At 41.9% G+C, this 18,931-nt stretch carries 16 protein-coding genes; 8 read left to right on the top strand and 8 right to left on the bottom strand.

Annotated elements, in window-relative coordinates:
- The coding region (locus NPE20_RS26200) for a DUF7149 domain-containing protein (RefSeq protein ID WP_256541679.1) at window positions 1-3,269 on the bottom strand (3,269 nt) is incomplete at its 3' end.
- A gap of 227 nt (window positions 3,270-3,496) precedes the next feature.
- Between NPE20_RS26200 and NPE20_RS26205 the strand changes: the two genes are divergently transcribed.
- On the top strand, window positions 3,497-3,907 hold the full coding sequence (locus tag NPE20_RS26205; protein ID WP_256541680.1) for a nuclear transport factor 2 family protein: 411 nt from the start codon (window positions 3,497-3,499) through the stop codon (window positions 3,905-3,907).
- Window positions 3,908-4,197: 290 nt separating this feature from the next.
- On the opposite strand, the gene NPE20_RS26210 is transcribed toward NPE20_RS26205, so the two are convergent.
- Window positions 4,198-5,382: a DUF5009 domain-containing protein gene (locus tag NPE20_RS26210; protein WP_256541681.1), complete on the bottom strand. Its 1,185-nt coding sequence runs from the start codon at window positions 5,380-5,382 to the stop codon at window positions 4,198-4,200.
- 80 nt (window positions 5,383-5,462) lie between these two features.
- A complete protein-coding gene (gene pdxA, locus NPE20_RS26215) occupies window positions 5,463-6,518 on the bottom strand; it encodes a 4-hydroxythreonine-4-phosphate dehydrogenase PdxA (protein WP_256541682.1) in 1,056 nt (351 codons plus the stop codon).
- Between the two features lie 166 nt (window positions 6,519-6,684).
- On the opposite strand from pdxA, the gene rsmA reads away from it, so the two are divergent.
- The gene (rsmA, locus tag NPE20_RS26220) at window positions 6,685-7,470 is read left to right on the top strand and encodes a 16S rRNA (adenine(1518)-N(6)/adenine(1519)-N(6))-dimethyltransferase RsmA (protein ID WP_256541683.1); all 786 of its coding nucleotides are present in this window, start codon (window positions 6,685-6,687) and stop codon (window positions 7,468-7,470) included.
- Here the strand turns inward: rsmA and NPE20_RS26225 are convergent.
- The gene (locus NPE20_RS26225) at window positions 7,467-8,030 is read right to left on the bottom strand and encodes a hypothetical protein (RefSeq protein ID WP_256541684.1); all 564 of its coding nucleotides are present in this window, start codon (window positions 8,028-8,030) and stop codon (window positions 7,467-7,469) included. The genes rsmA and NPE20_RS26225 overlap by 4 nt on opposite strands.
- A 246-nt stretch (window positions 8,031-8,276) precedes the next feature.
- Between NPE20_RS26225 and NPE20_RS26230 the strand changes: the two genes are divergently transcribed.
- From NPE20_RS26230 to NPE20_RS26240, 3 genes are all read left to right on the top strand, one after another.
- Window positions 8,277-9,209 carry an NAD(P)-dependent oxidoreductase gene (locus tag NPE20_RS26230; RefSeq protein WP_256541685.1) on the top strand — a complete coding sequence of 311 codons (933 nt, stop codon included), beginning with the start codon at window positions 8,277-8,279 and terminating at the stop codon, window positions 9,207-9,209.
- A 274-nt stretch (window positions 9,210-9,483) separates the two neighbouring features.
- The gene (greA, locus tag NPE20_RS26235; RefSeq protein ID WP_256541686.1) at window positions 9,484-9,957 is read left to right on the top strand and encodes a transcription elongation factor GreA; all 474 of its coding nucleotides are present in this window, start codon (window positions 9,484-9,486) and stop codon (window positions 9,955-9,957) included.
- An 83-nt stretch (window positions 9,958-10,040) separates the two neighbouring features.
- The gene (locus tag NPE20_RS26240) at window positions 10,041-10,445 is read left to right on the top strand and encodes an HIT family protein (RefSeq protein WP_256541687.1); all 405 of its coding nucleotides are present in this window, start codon (window positions 10,041-10,043) and stop codon (window positions 10,443-10,445) included.
- Between the two features lie 116 nt (window positions 10,446-10,561).
- On the opposite strand, the gene NPE20_RS26245 is transcribed toward NPE20_RS26240, so the two are convergent.
- Window positions 10,562-11,497: a hydrogen peroxide-inducible genes activator gene (locus NPE20_RS26245; protein WP_256541688.1), complete on the bottom strand. Its 936-nt coding sequence runs from the start codon at window positions 11,495-11,497 to the stop codon at window positions 10,562-10,564.
- 90 nt (window positions 11,498-11,587) lie between these two features.
- Here NPE20_RS26245 and NPE20_RS26250 point away from each other — a divergent pair, with 90 nt between their 5' ends.
- Complete coding sequence (locus tag NPE20_RS26250) at window positions 11,588-13,078, top strand: catalase (protein WP_256541689.1); 1,491 nt, start codon at window positions 11,588-11,590, stop codon at window positions 13,076-13,078.
- A gap of 170 nt (window positions 13,079-13,248) precedes the next feature.
- Here the strand turns inward: NPE20_RS26250 and glmS are convergent, their stop codons facing one another.
- The 3 genes from glmS to NPE20_RS26265 all read right to left on the bottom strand — a co-directional run bounded on the left by glmS (window position 13,249) and on the right by NPE20_RS26265 (window position 17,438).
- A complete protein-coding gene (glmS, locus tag NPE20_RS26255) occupies window positions 13,249-15,084 on the bottom strand; it encodes a glutamine--fructose-6-phosphate transaminase (isomerizing) (protein WP_256541690.1) in 1,836 nt (611 codons plus the stop codon).
- Window positions 15,085-15,221: 137 nt separating this feature from the next.
- Window positions 15,222-16,598 carry a DUF4270 domain-containing protein gene (locus NPE20_RS26260; RefSeq protein WP_256541691.1) on the bottom strand — a complete coding sequence of 459 codons (1,377 nt, stop codon included), beginning with the start codon at window positions 16,596-16,598 and terminating at the stop codon, window positions 15,222-15,224.
- Between the two features lie 15 nt (window positions 16,599-16,613).
- Complete coding sequence (locus NPE20_RS26265; RefSeq protein WP_256541692.1) at window positions 16,614-17,438, bottom strand: glycogen/starch synthase; 825 nt, start codon at window positions 17,436-17,438, stop codon at window positions 16,614-16,616.
- A 152-nt stretch (window positions 17,439-17,590) separates the two neighbouring features.
- On the opposite strand from NPE20_RS26265, the gene panC reads away from it, so the two are divergent.
- Together panC and panD are read left to right on the top strand one after the other, a co-directional pair.
- Window positions 17,591-18,421: a pantoate--beta-alanine ligase gene (panC, locus tag NPE20_RS26270; RefSeq protein ID WP_256541693.1), complete on the top strand. Its 831-nt coding sequence runs from the start codon at window positions 17,591-17,593 to the stop codon at window positions 18,419-18,421.
- A 119-nt stretch (window positions 18,422-18,540) separates the two neighbouring features.
- Window positions 18,541-18,891, top strand: a complete 351-nt coding sequence (panD, locus tag NPE20_RS26275; RefSeq protein ID WP_256541694.1) for an aspartate 1-decarboxylase — start codon at window positions 18,541-18,543, stop codon at window positions 18,889-18,891.
- Window positions 18,892-18,931 lie beyond the last annotated feature (40 nt).

Raw genomic sequence — 18,931 nt, forward strand, 5'->3', positions numbered from 1 at the left:
ACATTGATGGGCGCTACCTCTCTTTCTTTTATACCATTATGTGAATTAATGATCCACTGATTTGCAAACTTAGCATTATACTTCTTTATGTCTCTGCCACGTAAAATCGGACGTATAATTTCGTCATTTTTAGGTGATGCTTCTATTAATGCATCTCTCGTTTTTTGGTCGATAATGAACGCATCGTTGTACCCTGTCAATATGCCCCTGTAGATATTTATATCCCAATCTTTTAATGGAGTTCCTACCGTTTCAATCTTATTTTTAATGGTGGCTTCTAATGGTGAAAGTATCACCCATCCACCGTCTGGTTTAAATCCGCCTTGAGTTGTAACTGACTGCCTAATAAAAACGCTCATTTTTTCTAAGCTACCTAAACTCTTATCTAGCAGGCAGGTTTCTGTATGCCCTGCGTAGGGTGCTTTTTGGGAGATCAGCATATTGGCATCAACCGTTGCCGATTCAAATACCTGGTAGCCACCAAAGTCTACCAATAATAACGGGTTAGTTTTTTCCAGGAAAAATTTACGTGTGGCTTCACCGTAATTGGCACGCATCCATTTGTTGGAAGTTATATAGCCAAAAAAGTAACCTGGTTTTAATAAGCGGATGGCCTGCTCATAAAAAAGGCAATAAATATCGCCCGTGCGGGTAAAGGTTTCGTAGTTGCATTTTTGCAGTACATCGGCATCAGCACCCATTTTTTGCAGTTGGATATACGGCGGATTCCCTATAATTACCTCAAACCCCTCGAAATCGCCTTTCTCATCCAGCACTTCCGGGAACTCAAAACGCCACTCAAATGCGTTACGGTATAGCGCGTTATTTTCTATCTCTTTTATTTCTATCTCAATTTTATCAATGCTCAATTCAAATCTTCGTACCTCCAGTTCCATTTCTTTCTGGGTACGCTTTTGCCCGAACAGGTCGAAGTTATTTTGCGCTAAAGAAAGGTTTCCGCGTAAGTCTGCAAGTTTTTTCCGGCGCGGGTCGCGTCGGCTTACCGTTTCATGGAATTGAGCTTTTATCTTTTTAATAAAGTCCTTTAAATCTTCCTTAGCCTCCTTATCAGAAGCCTCTTTATAAGCCTGAACTGCGGTTTGATAATCAACCACGCTAAATTTTTGCTTTTTAAAAACTTCGGACAGGTCTTCGGTTAGTGAATATTTGCTTAATAGCGAGTTACCCTGCTTAATATTGATATCAATGTTGGGCAGTGTTTCCAACTCGGTAAAATTCTCCGGCTTGTAATAAGTGTGCTTTAATAATTCGATCCACAAACGAAGGCGGCAAATTTTCACTGAGTTAGGGTTAATATCTACTCCAAAAAGGCAATGTTCAATTATCTTTCGCTTCTCTTCAAATAATGTGCTTTGTATTCGCTGCTCCTTCGGCGATATGTTATTCCCTTTTTCGCTTGACGACTGAATGGTGTATTCGAAAAATTGATTGTCGTGATAAGTAACCACCAGCTCATCGTTGGCAATACTTACTTCGATGTCTGATAAGCGGCTACCCGCTGCGTCGGCCAGAATCCCTAATTCAGATTTCGTACTGATCAATTCATTTAAAGCAGAAACCAAAAAGTGGCCGGAACCAACCGCAGGGTCGGCCATACGGATACTATTTACCAGGCTGTTAAAATCTAAAATATCCTTAGCATTACGTTTGTCTTGCAGGTAGTTTTTTAAATCTGTGATGTCTTTACATTGCCAGTTATAAGTATCATTAAACTTTTTAATTACTGCTTTTCGGATAGTTTCGCGGCATAAAAAAGTTGTGATAGCACCCGGTGTATAAATTGAGCCGTCTTTGTATCCGTTGATTTTTTCGAATACTAATCCTAAAACGGCAGCATTAATAATGGTTTTATTTTCTTCTTGTACCTCTTCTTTACCTACGGATGCAAAATTATAGGCGTCCAAAAAATCAAACAAATAATGCAGCGTAGTTTTGGAATTGGGATAGCTGTTGTTCTTTCCTTTTTTAAGTACGGAGTTGCTGTAAAGGTCGATAGTTAAGTTATCATCAAGACTGTTAACTTTTATGGTATGCTCTTCAATATCTGTAAACTCAAATAACGAACTGTTTAAGTAAGGTATGTGATTGTACTTGCTTTGTATTATCGTACTTCTATCCGTAGGTTGTTTTGCGAGTACCTGGAAGAATAGCTTGTAAAGCTCATCATAGTCATTAACCACCTGTTGGTTTAGGAAACGATACCTGCGGTCGCCCCTATGGTATTTTATCAATTGGGCTTCGAGCAATTTGAGGAATAACACCCGGTTTATCCAGGTTATACTTAATTCTAAAGCCACATTAAATAACTGCTCTTCCGCGGTATCACCCTGCAAATTTGCCGCAGGTATCTTTCTGACAGCATTTTCTACCTGTAGTATATCAATAGCATTTTCTATTAAAGACGCAGGGTGACGTTTGCCCTCAGGTAGCCTCCTTATTATCTTACGTCCACCGTCCTTTATTTCTTCTAACCCTACGATGTGCAGCAGCTCCGAAAAGAATCCTTTATCTAACGAGTTGCTATCATTTAAAAAAGGAAGCTTAAGTAAGTGTACCGGGGTGAAAAATTTGTAAAGCGGTATTAACTGATTATCCTTGGTGTTGCTGCTTTCTAAAAGAGGGATGTATTTTTTAAGATCAAAATAAGTGAAGCTAATTTCCTTATCAAATATATCAAGAAATGGTTTGGCTATTTCCTTATAAAAAAGATCGGTAGAGCTGCTTACCTTTTGTTTATTATCCCACTCGGTGTAAGCCTTTAAAAGTTGTTTATTTTTATTGAAGATACTTTCAAAACTTGCTGCATCAAATATGTACCATTCATAAATATTGGTAATTACCAGATGCGTAAGCGAATTGTTTTTATCCTTTGACCTTTCGCGCAGGTAATAAAGAATAAGCTCGTGCATGGCCTTGGTGTTCAGATTGGTTTGTGTAACCATATCTGCTTTATTGCTTGGCCTTTTAACCTCAAACAAAACACCGGTAGGTGTACTGGCATCTTTTCCTAAATGGATTACAAAATCGGTTTTACCCTTTGTGGCAATAAGATGATCCGGGTTATAGAAAGTGTTTTTCATGAAATCCATCAGGTGGATCTTCACGTTCTCTTCACTTTCCTTTTCATCTATTAAACCCAGCATCAATTGCAGGTTTTTTTTAAATTGGTCAAGGTCAACCCGCCGCGGACTAATGAGCCTGTAAGCTTTATTTAAGCTGGCTTTTAATTCGGCAATATTTATGGTCATTTAGGTTATTTAAGTAAGGCACTTAAATTAGCTATTTTTTCTAAAACATTGTCGAATAAAATACCCCGTTTGATTTGGGCTGAGAAAGGGGATAGATGCTTCACTCCCGTTCAGCATGATAGACAGAGCATCAAAACCCACCTCATCCGTAAAAAACACCACAAAACCCACAAATATTGCCAGTTTAGTACAATTAACATGTTTACTTTTGAATAAACAAAACCATTATGGAACAAAAACTACCCCTGCCGCTCTTCACCTTTGAAACTGCTACGCAAAAAGTTCAACTGGCAGAGGATGCCTGGAACAGTAAAGACCCGCAACGGGTATCCCTGGCCTATACACCCGATACCGAGTGGCGCAACCGGGATGTGTTTATTAATGGCAGGCAGCAGGTGGTTGAATTTTTAACAAAAAAATGGCAGCGCGAGCTCGACTATAAACTAAAGAAAGAGCTTTGGGCTTTTACTGATAACCGTATAGCCGTAAGGTTCGAGTATGAATTTCACGATGCAGCCGGACAATGGTACCGCGCCTACGGCAACGAAAACTGGGAATTTGACGAGAACGGTTTGATGCAGAAACGTTACGCCAGCATCAACGACCTCGCGATTAAAGAAGAAGACAGGCGGTTGTAATTAAGGTTGATCTATGTTTGGGTTATCCTGAGTTATCAAATCCCGTGGCCTATTTAGGGTGAAATGAACACTAATTTTTGCGAAACCGTGCAGCGTGACCGACTATATTATTTGCATGTTTGCCTGTGCCAGGTTTGGATTTAATGGTGACGTTATTTCGTCAGTACCTTATTTTTAAAATCGCTTATTATCAGTTATTTATGCATTAACGATGGTGTTCACGGCCGTGAACGTGAACACTCAACCTAATAAAGTCTTGATTCTTGACTCTTATCTCTTGGCTCTCCTACTTATATCTTCAGCCTCACATTTATCTTCTGCAGCAAGCCGGTAAGCCATACCATTACAAAAGAAAAAATGACGCATTTGATGAGTCCGCCGGTGCCCTGGTCAAAGTATTCGGGATAACCCAGATCGGTCATTTGGTAAAGGGGGTAAAATAAAAAGGGCAGCAGGTAGCAGGTAAAGGTGTTAGTGCCCGCGGGTTCTATCACCTTAAACCAGTGAAACTTGTGCTTTACATCTACCAGGTAAACAAAAAAGGCGTACACCACCAGGCTTATACCGGTACATATCAACACCCATGAAGGGGTATCGCGCGCCTTAGAGATTCCCCCGCTAAAGTAACGGACAATGAAGCCCAGGTTAAACAATATCACGGCCATAAGCAGCATTGCCACCCATAACATTTTAATTTCTTTGTTTTGGTTTAGGCGCATATACAGCACCGATACAAATACGCCCGCCATAGTAAAGGCCTGCATAGCGCCGTTGCCGGCTATCCACATGTATTTTTGAATGCCGCTTAAAAAGTTAAGCATCCCAAAGTGAAAATCGATGTTAAAAAACATGAAGAAGATCCAGGCGGCGGCCTGCACCCACAATACACCGTTAGAGTAATAGTAAATAAACGCGCACACCAGGTACGACCAGCCTATCAGCCCCAGTATGCCCCACCAGGTTAGGTGCAGCCACGGGTGGTTGGGGTCGTCGCTTTTGTAAAGTATGCACATAGTTATCAGCAGCGCCACGCCAAAGCCCTGAAACAGGTATTGCCGCAATTTTGATTTGGTTTTGCTGTAATCTAAAAAGATAAAGAAGAAGCTGAAGGTAGCCAGGCTGTCCCACACGGGCTTGGGTAAAAGGGTGGTTGCCTCGTTATAGGTTTCCATATTGGCATGAAAAAACCCAATAAATATCAGCGCGAACGACCGTGTAATAATGCGCATAGGTATATGGGCATTCTCGTTATGTAAGCGCTTTGCAAATGCATAGGGTATGGATAAGCCCACTATAAAAAGAAAGGCAGGGAAAATGGTATCGGCAAGTCCTAAAGCGTCAGCATTGATATCAGCATGTTTGAGCCATTCAGGAGTGTTTGGCACGCCATCCAGATCATTCACAAAGATCATCAGGAACATGGTAACTGCACGAAACGCATCAATTGACCTGATGCGGTTAATTAAATTACTCATTAAACAGGAAAATGATTTTTACAGATAAATGTTTTAGTTAAACGGTAATTAATTTAAAACAGTATCTGCGCAAAGCTATATTAGTCCCTGTCGCGGCTCAATTTGGCAAACATCAACGGGTTTTCGTTTAGTTCGGCCGTCTCTCTTCTGTGCTTAATAATATGTATAGCCGTGAACAACGCTTCACGGAACGAGATCTCTGACGCCATGTTCTTCCCGGCGATATCATAGGCCGTACCATGGTCTGGCGAGGTACGTACAAAGCTTAACCCGGCGGTATAGTTCACACCCGATTCAAAAGCTATCTGCTTAAATGGAATCAACCCCTGATCGTGGTACATAGCCAGTACAGCATCAAACTGCAGGTATGTTCCGTTTGCAAAAAAACCATCGGCAGGGTAAGGGCCAAATGCCAGTACGTCGTTTTCCCTGGCTTCTTCAATAGCGGGGATAATGGTGTCTTTTTCTTCACTGCCAATAAGGCCGTTATCGCTTGCATGTGGGTTTAACCCCAATACAGCAATCTTTGGTTTGCGTATCCAAAAATCATCCTGCAAGCTCGCGCTCATCAGCTTTAATTTGTGAACTATTTTTTGGGTGGTGATACTTTCCGAGATCTTAGCTACCGGGATATGGCCCGTTACTACACCAACACGCAGGGTATCGCTCACCAAAAACATTAACGATTCGTCCTTGCTATCGCGATGCTGCAAATATTCGGTATGGCCGGGGAAGTTAAATTCCTCGTTCTGGATATTATCTTTATTAATGGGTGCGGTTACCAGGCCGTCAATACTTCCATTCAGCAGATCGTCGGTAGCGCGTTGCAGGGATATGTAAGCGTATTTGCCACCATCGGCAGTGATCTGCCCAGGTTCAATACGTACATCTTCTTCCCAGCAGTTTATCATGTTGGCTTTACGGTGCTGCGCATCTGCAGGGTTATCAATCACGTTAAAGTTAAACTCGCTTATATGCGTGGCGCGGCGATGAAATGATGCCACTTTGGTATGCCCGTAAACAATAGGTGTACAGTAATCGTATATGCGGGTATCGGCAAGGGTTTTAATAATTATCTCTAATCCTATCCCATTAACATCGCCAATACTTATTCCTATTTTAGGTTTGTCGCTCATGATATTTATAATGATTCACCAGCCTGATATTAGGGCCGGATCCTTGTGTTTGCTTTGTGCTTTAGGCTTTTAACCCTAAGCTTATATTGCAAATAAAAAGATTTTAAGTTTATAATTCCTGATTAAAGCACAAATATGCCTTAATTTGCTCAAATAAAAACGGATAATGACATTAGTAAGAGCAAAAAAACATTTAGGGCAACACTTTCTTACTGATAAAAATATAGCCTCGAAAATTGTAGAGAGCCTTCGCCCTGCCGATAAGTACAAACAAGTGCTGGAGGTTGGCCCGGGTATGGGCATCCTGTCCGACTTCCTGCTGCAAAAAACTGAATACGAAACGTTTTTAATTGATATTGACACCGAATCATATACATTCCTGAAAAAGAAGTATCCAAACCTGGGCGAACGGCTCATCAACGCCGATTTCCTGGAACTTGATTTTAAAGCCAAGTTTGATAGCCAGATGGCCGTTATTGGTAACTTCCCTTACAATATATCATCACAAATACTTTTTAAGATACTGGATCACCGCGACCAGGTGCATGAAGTAGTAGGCATGTTTCAAAAAGAAGTGGCCGAACGTTGCGCCTCTAAACCGGGCAGCAAGGAGTATGGCATATTAAGCGTGTTTTTGCAGGCTTATTATAAGGTAGAATATTTATTTACGGTGAAGGCAGGGGTATTTAATCCACCGCCAAAGGTACTATCGGCAGTAATCCGCCTAACCCGTAACGAAACTGCCGGATTGGGTTGCGACGAAAAACTATTTTGGCAGGTTGTAAAAGCCGGTTTTAATCAGCGCCGCAAAACATTGCGTAATGCGGTATCATCTTTAATAAACAAAGAGAAGATGGTCGATAATAAAACCCTCGACCTGCGCGCCGAACGCCTAAGCGTAGCCGATTTTGTGAAACTGACGAATGAGATAGCGCAGAACAGACAGGCTTAATCTATTGGTATCACTACAATTTTATCCACGCCTTTCATTTCCTTTACTTGTTGCGCCATACGTTTAACAAACAAATAGTTTGCTGTACCGCCAATTACAGCGCCAACAACAGGCACTAATCTTCTGGCAGCGCGTGCGCCAAATGCCAGCAATAGTTTCTCGGCAATACTTTCCATCATGGTTTTGGTTAGGGTTACACCAGCCTCTATTTTAAAGGATGTTGCTACCAGGTGCATAAATTCGTCAAAGCTTATTCTGTAACTGCCTTTTTTATAATACATAATGGCCATAGTAACCCTAAACTGCTGGGTTATTAGGTTCACAAAATCAACCGGCATGCCTACTATCATGGTCATAATACCGCCGCTACCAGCTATTGCACCCGAGCCCGCTGCCAGGTAAGCACATTGGTTTATGAATTTATCCAGCCCCATTTTATCAACACTTTTTTTTATGCTGAGCTGATCAATATGGTCAAATATCTGCCTGAAACCATCATGCGATAGTTTTTCGGTATACAGTTTTATATGCGTACGGGTCTTTTTAAATGGAAGTATCATTGGTAATATGTATATATAGATGTATTGCTATTAACGTGCCAAGTTTGGAGGAGTGACCGAATGGTTAGTTGACTCACCCCGACATCGCTACGCTGGTCGACCCTCTCTGCTGCGCAAAGAGGGTGAAGAAAAAAAAGTCCCCCAACCCGAAGCGTAGCCAATTCCGTCATGCTTAAAACACATCTGCCACAACCGTTAACTAATGGATTGCTTTTTACTAATTTTGCCTATCATAATTTCACTCCTTTGAAAAACAACATTCTTATAGTTGACGATCTGCACCCGGCCTTTGTTGAGCAGGCCCAAGCCTTTGGTTATACCTGCAATTACCAGCCGGATATGAAACTTGATGAGGCTTACGCCATTATCAATGATTACGACGGGCTGGCCATCCGTTCAAAATTCCAGGTGGATAAGGTTTTTATTGATCAGGCTAAAAACCTGCGCTTTATTTGCCGCGCTGGTGCCGGTATGGATAATATTGATGAAGAATATGCCCTATCCAAAGGCATTGAACTGATAAACGCTCCCGAGGGCAATATGGATGCGGTTGGTGAGCACGCTATGGGTTTGTTGCTATCATTAATGAACAACCTTAACCGTGGCGATGCCGAGATAAGGGATGGTAAATGGCGCCGCGAAGAAAACCGGGGCTATGAGCTAAAGGGCCGAACCGTGGGTATTATTGGCTATGGCCACATGGGCAGCAGCTTCGCCAAAAGATTATCTGGCTTTGGGGTAAACGTTATTGCCTACGATAAATACAAAACCGGCTTTAGCGATCAATACGCCCGCGAGGTGAGCATGGAAGAAATTGTTAAACACAGCGACGTGTTAAGCCTGCACATCCCCCTAACTGCCGAAACCAACGAAATGGTTACCGATGAGTACCTGTTCCATTTTAAAAAGCCGATATTTTTTATCAATACAGCACGTGGCAAGGTAGTTAAAACCAGCGCGGTATTAAATGCTATTAAACAAGGTAAAATTATAGCTGCCGGTTTAGATGTGCTGGAGGTTGAGAAATTCCCGGCGCTGGGCGAGCAGGAATGGTTTGATGAATTGCGCAAAAGCGGCAAAGTTATTTTAAGTCCCCATGTAGCGGGATGGACCTTTGAGAGTTACCGTAAAATAAGCGAGGTGATGGCCAGCAAGCTCGGCGAGTTAGGTTTAGCGTAGAGACGCGATACCTCGCGTCTTGAATAAGATATTTATACCTAAGGGAGACGCGAAGTATCGCGTCTCTACAGAAAAGGAATGTGTAATCTGAAAAACAAAAAATTTGGATATTAAAATTTAATTATACTATCTTCGTTTTAGACTAAACAAGACTATGCAGGCAATGCCCACGTAGTCTTGTTTGTTTTTAAGGCCATTACGCTCTTCTATCAAAAAGTAGGGGGGCGGTTTTTTTTGGCGATAATTATAAATCAATACTAATTATAATTGTGTTATGGCAGAGGTATCATACTATACCAAAGAAGGTTTAGAAAAATTAAAAGAAGAATTACAAAGGTTAAAAACTACCGGCAGATCTGATATATCAAAGCAAATTGCCGAAGCCCGCGATAAGGGCGATCTTTCGGAAAATGCCGAGTACGACGCAGCAAAAGAAGCACAGGGTTTGCACGAAGCAAAAATTGCGCAAATGCAGGAAAACCTGGCTAACGCCCGTTTATTAGACGAGTCTAAACTGGACGTATCTAAGGTGCTGGCGCTATCTATTGTAAAAATAAAAAACGTTAAAAGCGGCACTACCATGAGCTACCAGCTGGTATCAGAAAGTGAAGCGGATATGAAAGCCGGTAAAATATCGGTAACATCTCCAATTGCCAAAGGCTTATTAGGCAAATCGGTAGGTGAGGTAACAGAAATAACCGTACCGGCAGGTAAAATAGAATTTGAGATATTAGAGATCTCAAGATAATTACTGAATTATCGATTTATAGAATTATTGATTTAGGATAATCCCCAATTAATAATTCTATAAATCATTAAATCAAAAATCACATGTCTATCTTTTCAAAAATCATATCAGGCGAGATCCCGGCGCATAAAGTGGCCGAGACCAATGAATTTCTGGCTTTTTTGGATATCAGTCCCTTAGCCGAAGGCCATGTGCTGGTAATCCCTAAAACAGAGGTTGATTATATTTTTGACCTGGACGACGAAACCTACATGGGCTTACAAATGTTCGCCAAAATTGTAGCTACAGGTATAAAAAAGGCTATCCCTTGTAAAAAGGTAGGTGTGGCTGTGATAGGATTGGAAGTGCCTCATGCACATATCCATTTAATACCCATGAACAGGGTTGATGACATGAACTTTGCACGCCCAAAACTAACACCAAGCCAGGATGAACTGGCCGCTACAGCTCAAAAAATTGTTGAGGCTTTACGGGAAGTGACTCACTAAATTAAGCATTAGCCGACTTTGACGTAGAGACGCAATACTTTGCGTCTCCCTTTAAGATAATTTATAATATAGTCAAAAGACGCGAAGTATCGCGTCTCTACAATTGTCGGCGGCTATTATATCTCCATTATCTCTTTCTTCTTTTTAGTACGAAGCCTTTTGGGTACAAAATCCAGGATCTCGTTTTTAAGGGCCTCTATCATGCGCCGTTTTAAAAAGTTGCGGTGCATTACTATACTTACCTCGCGTGCCGGTTCGGGGCTTTTAAAATAGCGTACACGGTCGCGCTGCCTGTCGCTCATTTCGGCCAGGGCAAGCTCGGGCAAAATCGTAGCGCCATTGTTCATATCAACCATGCGTTTAAGCGTTTCAACGCTACCGGTATTGTATTCAAAATGCTGGAAGCCCTTGGTTGCCTTGCGCCTTTGGCAAATATTTAATACTTGCTCGCGCATGCAATGCCCCTCGTTCAGCACCCATATTTCCTCCATATCTATATCATCGGGACTAATGGTTTTCTTTTTATAAAGCTTGCTGTTTTTGGATGCGTAGGCCACAAAATTTTCGTAGAAGACAGGGATCTCGGTCAGGGTGCTTTCGTGTAGCGGGGTAGATAGAATGCCGCAATCCAGGGTGCCCTGTTTTAATTGCTGAATGATCTGCTCGGTTGTTTGCTCCCAAACAATTAGTTTTACCTGCGGATATTTCTGAATAAACCCATTCAATATCTTTGGCAAGATATAAGGCGATACGGTAGGAATAATGCCCACCTTTAATTCTCCCGAAAGCTCTTTTTGCCTGTCGGTAATAATTTCTTTTATCTTTTCGCTTTCGGCTAATAAAATCCTTGCCTGGGCTATAATTTCCTCACCTATTTCGGTAGGTATAACCGGCTGATGGCTCCTATCAAAAAGCTTTACACCAAGCGTATCTTCCAGCTTTTGTACCTGCATACTTAGCGTGGGCTGTGTAACAAAACATTTGTTGGCAGCCATAACAAAACTGCGGTAGGTATCTACAGCAATTATGTATTCGAGTTGCGTTATAGTCATTATCAATAATATCTATATAAAGATAGTAATTATTGATTTTTTCTATCCATAATTTTTAATGAAGTTTGAAAATAACAAACAGTTACCACCATGGAACCTATAAAGAAGCTGACCACTGCATCAGGCAAGCCTTATGCAGAGAATGAGAACTCTCAAACCGTAGGACCGCGCGGCCCTATTCTGTTACAGGATTTTATCCTACACGAAAAAATGGCCCATTTTAACCGCGAACGCATCCCCGAACGTGTTGTACATGCTAAAGGCTCTGGCGCTTACGGCACTTTAACCATCACACACGATATTACAAAATATACGCGTGCCAAAGTATTTAGTGAAATAGGCAAGCAAACCCGTACTTTTTTACGCTTTTCTACCGTAGGAGGCGAGAAAGGATCGGCAGATACTGAACGCGACCCGCGTGGTTTCGCGCTTAAGTTTTATACCGAAGATGGCAACTGGGACCTGGTTGGTAATAACACACCTGTTTTCTTTATAAAAGACCCCAAGAAGTTTGGTGATTTTATCCATACCCAAAAACGTGACCCATACACCAACTGCAAAAGCGCAACCATGATGTGGGATTTTTGGTCGCTTAATCCCGAAAGTCTGCACCAGGTAACTATCCTGATGAGCGACAGGGGCACGCCATACGGCTACCGCCACATGGATGGTTTTGGAAGCCATACCTTCTCGTTCATTAACGCATATAACGAACGCTTTTATGTAAAGTTCCATTTTAAAACACAGCAGGGAATTAAAAACTTTACTGATGAAGAGGCTGGTGAAATGCGCGGTAGAAACCCTGATTTTGCACAGCACGATCTGTTATCGCACATTGATAACGGCGATTTCCCTAAATGGGATATGAAGATACAAGTAATGCCCGAGGCAGAAGCTGCTACTTATTATATCAACCCTTTCGATCTGACCAAAGTTTGGCCACATGGCGATTACCCGCTGATTGATGTGGGCGTGCTGGAACTAAACGAGAATCCTGATAATTATTTTGCACATGTAGAGCAGGCTGCCTTTGCACCGGCGCATGTTATAGATGGCATAGGCTACTCACCAGACAAGATGCTACAGGGCCGCATACTTTCTTACCCCGACGCACAACGTTACCGCCTTGGGGCTAATTACGAGCAAATACCAGTTAACCGTTGTCCGTTTATGGTGAACAACCACCAGCGCGATGGCCAAATGCGTGTTGATGGCAATGGCGGCAAAAACCCTAACTATTTCCCAAATAGCTTTGACAATATTGTTGCCGACCCGCATTATAAAGAACCGGCCTGGGATATTAACGCGCAGGTAGCTGATTGGTACGACCGCAACGCCGAAGGCGATAACGACCACTACACACAACCGGGCAATTTATACCGCCTTATGAGTGACGAGAGTAAAAAGGATCTGATCAAAAACATAGTACATTCTATGAGTGGTATTGAGGGGCCTAAAAAGGACGAGATAACCAACAGGCAACTTTGCCACTGGTTTAGAGCAGATATTAGCCTGGGGATGGCTGTTGCACAGGGCTTACAATTAGATCTGAGCGAAACCATGCAGCATATGCCGGCTTAGTTTTAGATTCAAGATATAAAAAGTACAGGATGTAACAATCTGATGCAGGATGACGCTTCTTGTAAAAAAGCCGCTTCGTAATTGAAGTGGCTTTTTTATTTTAGAGATCAGACACAAAAAAGGCCGATAGAAGTTCTATCGGCCTTTGTATTAAACGGTCAGAACTAACCTTACTCTACTGTCACTGATTTTGCCAGGTTACGTGGCTGATCAACGTTACAACCGCGCATTACCGCTATATGGTACGACAACAGCTGCAATGGTATAGTTGCCAATAGTGGCACAAATGTTTCGCCTGTTAAAGGTATTTCAATAGTGTAATCGGCCATTTCCTTAACATCAGTATCCCCTTCAGATACAATAGCGATAACGTGTCCGCCACGGGCTTTTACTTCCTGTATGTTGCTGATTACCTTCTCGTACGATGAGTTTTTGGTAGCGATGAACACAACCGGCATATCGGCATCAATTAAGGCGATAGGGCCGTGTTTCATTTCGGCAGCAGGGTAACCTTCAGCATGTATGTAAGATATCTCTTTTAGTTTAAGAGCGCCCTCCAGCGCAACCGGGAACGAACTGCCACGGCCTAAGAACAGGCAATTGGCAGAATCTTTAAAACGCTCTGCAATGGCTTTAACCACATCATTACATTTCAAAGTTTGCTCTACAAGTGCAGGGATCTCATCAAGTTCGGTAAGGTACTCAACAAATTTGCTTTGTGTAATGGTACCTCTTTGCTGCGCAATATAAAACGCTATAAGTGTTAATACTGTAACTTGTGCGGTAAAAGCTTTGGTTGATGCCACACCAATTTCGGGGCCGGCATGGGTATAAACACCTGCATGGGTAATACGTGGTATTGATGCGCCAACAACATTACATATCCCAAAAATGGTAGCGCCTTTTTCTTTGGCCAGTTCAATGGCAGCCATGGTATCAGCCGTTTCGCCAGATTGTGATATGGCTATTACCAGGTCTTTAGAAGATATGATAGGGTTACGGTATCTAAACTCCGAAGCGTACTCCACTTCAACTGATACACGTGCGTATTCTTCAATTAAATATTCACCAACCAAACCTGCATGCCATGATGTACCGCAAGCCACAATAATGATACGATCGATGTTTTTTAACTTTTCAATATACTCTTTAATACCACCAAGGGTAACAATGCCCTGCTCCGGGTCAATACGCCCGCGCAGACAATCGCGGATAGAGCGGGGCTGCTCGTAGATCTCTTTAAGCATAAAGTGATCGTAGCCGCCTTTTTCAAGCATTTCCAGCTTAAGCTCAAGTTCTTGTATATATGGTGTTTGTATTGTATTGTCAATATGTTTTATTAACAGGTCATCGCGCCTTACATACGCAATTTCGTTATCGTTTAAGTAAATAACGTTTTTGGTGTATTCAACAATAGGTGTAGCATCAGATGCTATAAAGTATTCGCCCTTGCCTACACCAATAACCATTGGGCTGCCTTTACGCGCTGCAATAAGCTCATCCGGCTCATCTGCACTCATAATAACAATTGCATAAGCGCCCACAACCCTGTTTAAGGCAAGCCTCACTGCTTCGCGAAGGCCTAACTGGGTTACATCCTGTATCTCTTCAATAAGGTGTATCAATACTTCGGTATCGGTGTCACTTTTAAAAGTGTGTCCTTTTGATAATAAAGCCTCTTTTAAGGTAGCGTAGTTTTCAATAATGCCATTATGTATAATGGTAAGTTTGCTATCGCCTGATGTGTGAGGATGCGAATTTCTGTCGCTTGGCGCACCGTGGGTAGCCCAGCGCGTATGCCCCATCCCTGCAGAACCCGAAAGGTCTTCGCCTTCAACATGGGCTTCCAGATCGCTTACTTTTCCAGCCTTTTTAAAAAGTTTTAAGCTATGATTTGCTAAGGCAATGCCTGCGCTGTCATATCCCCTGTACTCCAGTCTGTGAAGACCCTTTATTACTATTGGATAGGCGTCTCTGAAACCTATATAACCTACTATGCCGCACATAAATAAATAAATTTGTTGTAATTAATAGAATTAGATGTGCGACAAAAATAAGGAGATAAATAGCATTATCAATATTAAAAATAAGATATAAAAAAAACGCCCCTTGCGGGGCGTTTCTCAATAACTTTAAAAAGTTTTTATTGATTTAACTTTGTGTAAATAATGTTAAGTTTTATCCGGTATGGAGAGTTCTTCCCTTCTATGATTGACCTTTCTGCAAAACTTGCGGTAGGGCTAATGTCAATAGCATCCGTCACTGTTGGGTCAACCGGCGCTAAAAAGGTACCGTAGTCTATCGTTTTACCACGTATAAGATCTTGTAAATAAGAGGTCACTATGAAGTGATATTCGCCTGTTGCCGAATTATAACTACCTCCAAATACCCCACTTGCACGGGGGTCTGAAGTTGATGCATCCTGCAGGGCGATACGCTGATGCGCTATATCATACCTGTATAAGGTTAGTCTTCGGTTTGGTGCAAAAGGCGTAGCTGTACCCGGCTTAACTTTAACAACTAATTCGGCCCGATTAAGTATTACTTTGTTTTGTAACGAGTCGAACATGCTTTTAACATTCGGTAATGTCAGTTTGGCCCTCAACCCGGCAAGCCCCTGCAAATAAACAAGGCCATCGTTTGAAGTATTATCTAAAGCAGCCTGTACTTTAGCGCTATAGGTGTGCTTAATTTCGTTAACATTTGTACCTAATGGCAGGGCAACCGAAGCGGTATCGATGGTAGAACCATCCACCCTTTTATAATAAACCATTACCATAGCCGAATCCAGACGGAAGAACATATTGCCGCCGGTACCCGTGGTTTGGCTTTTATCTAAAGTAAGATAAAGCCCTTTAAGGTTATTTGAAAAAATATCATTCGAAGCTAAAGCTGATGCCGAAGCACCAAAGAAACTGGTACTTATAAAACTCTTATTTATAGGGATCCGCACCTGCGGCTTAACCTTCACTAATGTATCAGCGCCGCCTTTTACAACATTAGTTATCATAATACTGTCATGCGACCTGGCCAAAAAGGTTTTGGTGCCCAACAATTCGCTTTTGGAATCAAAATGTTTGGTGTTATAGTATCCTTTTGACAGAACAATACGCTCGTTAAGCTGATGCACATCAACTTTGTAAGTCGACAAGAGCGAATCGCCATAAAAACCGTCTGCAGCATAAGGCAGTATTAAACTTGCAGAGTCGACTGTTATTGTACCTGTCGGTAAAGTATAAGCAGTAGCACCGGGTAAATTCACTATCACGGCTATATTAGCCTCGGTAGTGCCAAAATCAGGGTCTTTAAAGTAAGCCAGCGGGGCCCTTGCCGACGAGTTGTTGGTTATAACAGAATCTTCGGGTACGGTAGTAGCTACCACACTGGTATCTGATATAAGCGTGCCATTGATCTGGGTAGCCGGATCAACGTCTAACCCAATACCATCCTGGGTTTTACAGCCATTCAAAATAAAAAGACTTATTAACAGGGTTAATAAGCCTAATTTGTAAAATTTCATATGTAATTTTAAAGCTTAAGCAACATCCACCAATTGATCATTGGTGATTTCGTCGTAAAAATTGTAATAATTTTCGAAATCAGAAGTGGAAACGTATTCTAAGACTGATTTATTGCTGTTTTTAACATTATTTAACACATCAGCATCAATGTTAGCGCTGCCTAACACAATGCCATCGCTGTACTGGATAGCACCTGCATACATTGCAGTGTTAGTGCCTTCCTTGTAAACTTCGGTGTGTGCTTCGGTCATATCGCCCATTATTGCCTTGCGTGCAAAATCGGGATCCATTTTCTCTTTAAAATCATTTTCATAAATAGAGTAAACTACTTTTGAATTTTTAAAAGTAGGATCATCTTTATATGTTGTTTTTAGATAAGCCGGCACTAAAGCGCTCATCCAGCCGTGGCAGTGGATAACATCCGGCGCCCAGCCAAGTTTCTTAACAGTTTCTAATGCGCCTTTGCAAAAGAAGATCATACGCTCGTCGTTATCGGCATAAAATTTACCGTCTTTATCGTTAAACACGTGCTTACGTTGAAAATACTCTTCGTTATCTAAAAAGTAAACTTGCATACGTGCTGCCGGAATTGAAGCAACCTTAATTATCAGCGGATTATCATTATCATTAATAATAATATTCATCCCCGATAAACGGATAACTTCATGTAAGCGGTTCCTGCGCTCATTAATATTCCCGAAACGCGGCATCAAAATGCGTATTTCAAAACCTTTTTCCTGCATTGCTTGCGGAAGCTGGCGTGTTATTTCGGCAATTTTTGTGAGTTCAAGGAAAGGGGACATTTCATGAGTTATGAACAAAAGCTTAGATTTACCCATCACTAATCAGTATTAAATGTAAAGAAGTCAAAAAAATTTGAGTTTGCAAATATAAGCATTATTATATGAACTGGCAACCACATATGCAAGTGGGTTTGGTAGTTTTTAAGTAATTGCACACCTTTACCAAATTTTTGCAACCTTATTTTAGCTTGAAAACATTTACCACCCGCCGGGAGATCCGGGAATACCTATCCACACAAAACCCAGCCAATGTTGGGTTTGTACCTACCATGGGTGCATTACACAATGGCCACCTGTCGTTAATTGCACAGGCAAAAAGTGCCAACGACATTGTAGTTTGCAGTATTTTTGTAAACCCTACCCAGTTTAATGATCCAAAAGATCTGGAGAATTACCCCCGTCCTATTGAGTCTGATATAGCCAAATTAGAGCAAGCCGGTTGCGATGTTTTGTTTAACCCTGCAGTGAGCGAAATTTATGACAATAATGAGCAATGGCATTTAGACATTGGCCCGCTGGAGCATTTACTGGAAGGTGAGTTTAGGCCCGGGCACTACCAGGGCGTAACGCAGGTGGTGTATAAACTGCTGGATATTGTTAAACCCAACACCCTTTACATGGGCCAAAAAGATTATCAGCAGTTTATGGTGGTGAGCCGCATGGTGGAGCTGCTCAGCATCCCCGTTAAAATGGTGATGTGCCCAATTGAGCGCGAGCCGGACGGCCTGGCCATGAGCTCCCGTAATATCCACCTAAGCCCGGCCGATAGGCAACATGCTTTGATCTTATCAAAAACCCTTAACTGGGCTAAAGCAAATTTCGATAGCAATAACATTCCAAATTTGCAGCAACAAGCCATGGATCTGCTAAAAACTGAAGATGGGGTACAGCCCGAATATTTTGAGATAGTTGACGGCGAAACCCTATTACCGGCTGATAAGAACAGCAAAACTATTGTAGCACTTACTGCCGCCCGCGTGGGCAAAACAAGGCTGATAGATAATATGCTGATAAAATAGTTGATGGCTAATAGTCGATAGCCCATAGAAATCTAAGTCTTTTTTATGTCTTATATATTTTACGAACCATGGACTATTGACTATCGCCCATGGACTAAAATAATTCCTACCTTTGCACCATGATTATTGAGGTATTAAAATCAAAACTTCATCGCGTTAAGGTTACGCAGGCCGAACTGAACTATGTTGGCAGTATAACCATTGATGAAGATCTTATTGAAGCGGCTAATATCATCCCGAACGAGAAAGTGCAGATTGTTAACAATAACAACGGCGCCCGCTTTGAAACCTACGTTATAAAAGGCGAACGAGGTAGTGGCACCGTATGCCTTAACGGCGCAACCGCAAGGCTTGCCCAGGTTGGCGATGTTGTTATCATTATGTCATATGCCTACATGGAAACCGAAGAAGCCCGCAATTACGAGCCAATTTTGATATTCCCGGATGCAAATAACAAATTAATAAAATAGTACTGCTATTTCTGCGCTTAACCCTGCCCTCTATTATTTT

It is taken from the genome of Mucilaginibacter aquariorum (assembly GCF_024498135.1).
Taxonomy (GTDB): Bacteria; Bacteroidota; Bacteroidia; order Sphingobacteriales; family Sphingobacteriaceae; genus Mucilaginibacter; species Mucilaginibacter aquariorum.

Bases quoted from the DNA above. Each gene is read 5' to 3' on its own strand.
- NPE20_RS26240 (WP_256541687.1), top strand. From the start codon at position 10,041: ATGTCTATCTTTTCAAAAATCATATCAGGCGAGATCCCGGCGCATAAA.
- NPE20_RS26205 (WP_256541680.1), top strand. From the start codon at position 3,497: ATGGAACAAAAACTACCCCTGCCGCTCTTCACCTTTGAAACTGCTACG.
- NPE20_RS26210 (WP_256541681.1), bottom strand. From the start codon at position 5,382: ATGAGTAATTTAATTAACCGCATCAGGTCAATTGATGCGTTTCGTGCA.
- NPE20_RS26260 (WP_256541691.1), bottom strand. From the start codon at position 16,598: ATGAAATTTTACAAATTAGGCTTATTAACCCTGTTAATAAGTCTTTTT.
- panD (WP_256541694.1), top strand. From the start codon at position 18,541: ATGATTATTGAGGTATTAAAATCAAAACTTCATCGCGTTAAGGTTACG.
- rsmA (WP_256541683.1), top strand. From the start codon at position 6,685: ATGACATTAGTAAGAGCAAAAAAACATTTAGGGCAACACTTTCTTACT.
- NPE20_RS26245 (WP_256541688.1), bottom strand. From the start codon at position 11,497: ATGACTATAACGCAACTCGAATACATAATTGCTGTAGATACCTACCGC.
- greA (WP_256541686.1), top strand. From the start codon at position 9,484: ATGGCAGAGGTATCATACTATACCAAAGAAGGTTTAGAAAAATTAAAA.
- NPE20_RS26225 (WP_256541684.1), bottom strand. From the start codon at position 8,030: ATGATACTTCCATTTAAAAAGACCCGTACGCATATAAAACTGTATACC.
- NPE20_RS26250 (WP_256541689.1), top strand. From the start codon at position 11,588: ATGGAACCTATAAAGAAGCTGACCACTGCATCAGGCAAGCCTTATGCA.
- pdxA (WP_256541682.1), bottom strand. From the start codon at position 6,518: ATGAGCGACAAACCTAAAATAGGAATAAGTATTGGCGATGTTAATGGG.
- NPE20_RS26265 (WP_256541692.1), bottom strand. From the start codon at position 17,438: ATGGGTAAATCTAAGCTTTTGTTCATAACTCATGAAATGTCCCCTTTC.
- glmS (WP_256541690.1), bottom strand. From the start codon at position 15,084: ATGTGCGGCATAGTAGGTTATATAGGTTTCAGAGACGCCTATCCAATA.